The 4,725-nt window shown below is 71.2% G+C and carries 4 protein-coding genes; all 4 read right to left on the reverse strand.

Going from position 1 to position 4,725, the window contains the following annotated elements:
• Positions 1–312: 312 nt before the first annotated feature.
• Complete coding sequence (locus tag ACRX5W_RS25645) at positions 313–1,032, reverse strand: hypothetical protein (protein WP_436790660.1); 720 nt, start codon at positions 1,030–1,032, stop codon at positions 313–315.
• Complete coding sequence (locus ACRX5W_RS25650) at positions 1,029–1,748, reverse strand: hypothetical protein (protein WP_436790661.1); 720 nt, start codon at positions 1,746–1,748, stop codon at positions 1,029–1,031. The genes ACRX5W_RS25645 and ACRX5W_RS25650 overlap by 4 nt, the downstream gene beginning before the upstream one ends.
• A 464-nt stretch (positions 1,749–2,212) precedes the next feature.
• A complete protein-coding gene (locus ACRX5W_RS25655; RefSeq protein ID WP_436790662.1) occupies positions 2,213–3,136 on the reverse strand; it encodes a branched-chain amino acid transaminase in 924 nt (307 codons plus the stop codon).
• 125 nt (positions 3,137–3,261) lie between these two features.
• Positions 3,262–4,725, reverse strand: a 1,464-nt coding sequence (locus tag ACRX5W_RS25660; RefSeq protein WP_436790663.1) for a PLP-dependent aminotransferase family protein, incomplete at its 5' end; no start/stop codon positions are given.

Genomic DNA, 4,725 nt, shown 5'->3' on the forward strand with positions numbered 1-4,725 from the left:
GGCCACCCGGTGGCCGCGGTCCTCCCCGTCACCGGTCCGAGGCGACGCTGCCGGGGATCCGGCGCGGTCCCATCGCAGCTCACACCGACCGCGCGAGGAATCCGCGCTCGCCGGCGCTCCCAGCGATGGAAGACCGCCCACCGTGGTCCCCGAATCGCGCTGCGGGGCGTTCTCCCGACGCAGTACCGGGGGACGGCACGGTCGACGGGTACACCCCGACAACGTCCCGACGCACCCCGCACCCCGCACCCCGCGACCGCTCGCCGTCCCGCGCGGCGTCCGGAGAACGGCCTCGCGGGACGGCTCACCGCCTTACAGCTCGCCCGAACCCATGCGCCGCGCCAAGTCGTCGTACAACGTCGGCCACTGAGCCCCGCCCGCGGCCACCGCGGCTGCGTGGGTCGTGATCTCCTGCGAGATGTCCTGGTACGCCTGGTCGGCGTTCACCGCCGGCACGTTGACGAACTCGAACTCGTCCTTGTAGTGCTCGGACACGAAGAACCGGTGCGCGAACGGGTCGTACACCACCCGGCCGCCGCTGAGCTGCACCGTGCCTTTGTCGTCCGTGATCGTCGGCACTTCCAGCTCGAAGTACGACGCCACCCGGTTCACATTCACCGGCGGGTGGTGAGTCGTGTGCCTCGTCGTGCTCGCTTCCAGCCATGCCCAGTTCGCGCGGCCCCGGATGCCCGCCGTCGCGCCCGGCGGCGCGGCGTCGTACGGGCCCTGCGGCAGCTTGAGGTCGACCGGTGCCCCCGAGTGCGACGACCGGATCGGTGTTCCGAGCGAGGCGAGGAAGCCCGGGCCGCCGTTCGCGAAGTGGGCGAGCACGTCGGCGCCCCGGCCCCCGTCGTCGAGCGCCCGCAAGGCGGCTTGGCGGCGCAGGACGCGGTCCATCATGTCGGCCACCCCCCAACACAGGAGCTTGAGTTCGACGTTCGCGTGGGTGACGGCCCCGCGCACGGTCGGGAAGTCGATCCGGTCCTTGGAACCGGTCGTGAGCTCGGCGCACTTCGCGAGAAGGTAGTTCACAGCGCACCCGTCCGAATGCGGTCGTCGATCCCTTTGAAGTAGCCGGACCAGGGCGGCAGTCCGCCGACTTGGCCGTTGGCGTAGGCCTGGATCTCCGTGCGGATCGTCTGGAACACCGGCACGGTCCCCAGCGTCGGCACGTTGATGAGTTCGTACTGCGCGGCGTAGTGGCTCGACAGGAAGTACCGCTGGTTGAACGGGTCGTAGACCAGCCTGCCGCCGTCGAGCTGGACCTGCTTCGCGCCGTCCTTGATCGTCGGGACGTGCAGTTCGAAATACGACGCGACCCGGTTCGGGTTCGCCGGCAGCGTGCCCGGGTCGGTGGTGTGGGGCGTCGTGCTCTCCCGCAGCCACGCCCAGTTCGCACGGCCCCGGATGCCCGCCGTGGCCGCCGCCGGCGCCGCGTCGTACGGGCCCTGCGGCAGGCCGGCGTCGACCGGCGCGCCGGAGTGGGAGGAGCGGATCGGCGTGTTCGACGAGACGAGGAACATCGGGCCGCCGACCCCGTTGCAGTACGTCACCGCGTCGTTCGTACGGCCCTCCGCGTCGATGGCCGCGAGGACCGCCTGGCGGCCCAGCAGCCGGTCGAGCGTGTTGCCGATCGCATTGTGCAGCAGCCCCAGGTCGCCGCTCTTCGCGGCGATGACCGTCGGGTAGCTGATCTGGGTGGCGGTTCCCGCCGTCGCTTGCGCGCAGCGGGTCAGAAACGGACTCATGAGCACCTCGGCCTTCCGGCCCGTACGAGGGGCCGGTCTTCCTGGCACCGGCCAGGATCACGACAGGACAAGACGTGCGTGTTCGGCCCGAGAACACGGGAACGGCAAAGGACTTGAGCCGCAAGCCCCCCCATGGCGACGGCCCGATCGCGGATGAGTCTAGGCACCCGAAAGGCAGCGTAGGGCCGGTATTTCGTTGTCTATGGCGGCAATTCGCTATCAAATGATGAAAACAAATCATCAGGACAGAAATCGCCGTGCCGACGACACAAGGCTGTCAGAAACTCACGTGCCGGGCGGTACCAGCCCCGTTCGTACGCGCACACCACCGCCTGTGTCCGGTCCCGCCCTCCAGACGGTCTGCTCCGCGACGATCAGCTCCCGGGCCATCTCGGTGTTGGAGCGGTCCGGGCGACCAAGCCCCAACACCTCCGTCTCGTGCCGCCGCCCGTCGCGGCCGAGGCTCAGTCCGCGACCGGTGTGAGCCAATGCGCGTACCGCTCGTCCGTGCCGCCGACCGCCGCCCGGTACGCCTCCTGCAACTTGCGTGTGACCGGCCCCGCCGCCTCCAGCGTGCGGCCGTCGATGTCGCGGACCGGGACGACCTCCGACGCCGTCCCGCACACGAAGATCTCGTCGGCCGTGTAGAGGTCGCTGCGGAGCAGGTTCTCCACCCGGATGCCGAGGCCGAGGTCGGCGGCGAGCGTGCGCACGGTGTCCATGGTCAGGCCGCGCAGCGCCCCGGCGTACGCGGGCGGGGTGACGAGGGCGCCGTCGCGGACCGCGAAGATGTTCGAGGCGCTGCACTCGCTCACGTAACCGTCGGACGACAGCAACACGGCCTCGTCGTACCCGGCCGCGATCGCCTCGGTCTTGGCGAGCGTCGAATTGAGGTATCCGGCGGTCGACTTGGCCGCGGGCGGCAGCGCGTTCGGGTCGTTGCGGCGCCACGAACACGTCTTGAGTCGGATGCCGTGCGACGCCGCGTCGTCGCCGAGGTACGCGCCCCACTGCCACGCCGCGATCGAGACGACCACCGGCGCACCGGCGCGGATCACCGGCCCCATCTCGCCGTAGCCCAGGTGGGCGAGGTGCCGCAGATAGCATCCGTCGAGGCCGTTGGCGCGCACGAGTTCGCGGGTTGCCTCATGCAACTCCGCCGTCGAATAGGGCAGTTCCATGCCCAGGATGCGTGCGCTCGCGGCCAGGCGGTCCAGGTGGTCGTCGAGCCGGAACACCGCGGGCCCTTTCGGCGTCGGATACGCACGGGTGCCCTCCAACACGCCCGTGCCGTAGTGCAGTCCGTGGGTCAGCACATGGACTTTGGCCTCGTGCCACGGCACGAGGCTCCCGTCCAACCAGATCCAATCCGCCTCGGGAAGTGCCACCGTACGCCTCCTCGCGTCACCGGAAGTGGATCATTCGTGGCATGACGAAAGAGCCACTTGTTTCAGTGGCACATTAAGTGCTGTGTGATTGGTCCACCAGAGGGCTTCCGGAGTGTGGACGCCCCTCACCCCCGCCGATACTCCGCCCACGCCGCCCGGAGCATCGCCACACCCTCCGACAGCACCGGCTCGGGCCACGCGAAACTCAGCCGGATCCGATCCACCGCCGCCGTGCTGCCCGGTGGACCGAAGACCGCACCCGGCGACACCGAGACCCCGTGGCGCCGGGCGGTCGCCGCGAACTCCTCGCCGTCCGCGCCCGGCAGCCGCACCCACAACGACATGCCTCCGTCGGGCAGCGACCAACGCCACGCCGGGATCTCGGCGGCCAGCGCCGCGGCCAAGTGGTCGCGGCGAGCCCGCAGATCCGCACACCACGCCTCCCGCCGGGCTGCCGCCCCCGGGTCCGCCAGCAACGCGATGGCGAGCCGTTGATCGAGCGCCGAAGTCGCGAGGTCCGTACGCCTCTTCGCCTGCACGAACCGTTCGAACACCGGCTCCGGAGCGGCGATCCAGCCGACCCGAAGACCTCCCCACAACGTCTTCGCCACCGAGCCCAGGCACACCGTGTGGTCGGGGGCGAAATCGGCGGCGGACGGCACGTCCGCACCCGGTTCCGTCAGCACGAGGTCCGCGAGCGTGCGGTCCTCCACCAGCAGCACGTCCCCCTCACGCGCGGCCTGCGCGAGCGCCCGCACCCGCCGTCTCGCCGCGACGCGCCCGGTCGGATTGTGCACCGGCATCGTGAACGCGAACGCGGGCCGGTGCCGGCCGACCGCCGCGGCGAAGGCCTCGGGCGACATGCCGTGCCGGTCTCCGTCGACCACGACCGGCACCCCGCCGAACCGTTCGATCGCCGCCAGCATGCCGGGGTACGTCGTGCTCTCCACCAACACCCGGTCCCCGGGCGTGAGAAGCGTGTCGGCGACCAAGTGCAGCGCCTGTTGGGCGCCCGACGTGACGAGCAGCAGACCGGCACCGAACGGCTCCGGCGCGGCCTGCTCCGCCAGCAGCTCGCGCAGCCGGGTCTCGCCGAGCAGCCCATAGCCGTCGGCCGGGTGGACATCGAGCAGGTCCTCGACCGTGAGATCGAGGCGCGGCAGCAGCGACGCGTCCGGCACCACCGATTTGGCCAAGTCGACGACGACCGTGCCCTCGCGGATCCAGCGGCTGAAGATCGGCTCGGCGGGCGCGGGAAATCGACCGGAATCCGCCTTCACCACGACGCGGGAACCCGCATCTGCCTGCGAGGCCGTACGGCTCGGCTCTGCGGCGCCGACCCCGGCGAAGCCGACGGAACCCGCACCCGCGGGCGGCACCGCCGACGAGTCGCCGCGCGCCCCGTACGCCGCATACTCCGCCGACGCCGGTCCCGCTCCCACCCCCGCGCCGCTCGCGCGCCCACTCTCCAGGACGTAGGTCCCGCTCCCGTGCCGCCGCTCGACCAGCCCCGCCGCCGCGAGTCGGTCCAACGCGGACGCCACCGTCCCGCGGCTCATCCCCAGTGCGGTGCCCAGTGCCCGCTCGGG

It is taken from the genome of Yinghuangia sp. YIM S10712 (assembly GCF_051388935.1).
Lineage (GTDB): Bacteria > Actinomycetota > Actinomycetes > Streptomycetales > Streptomycetaceae > Yinghuangia.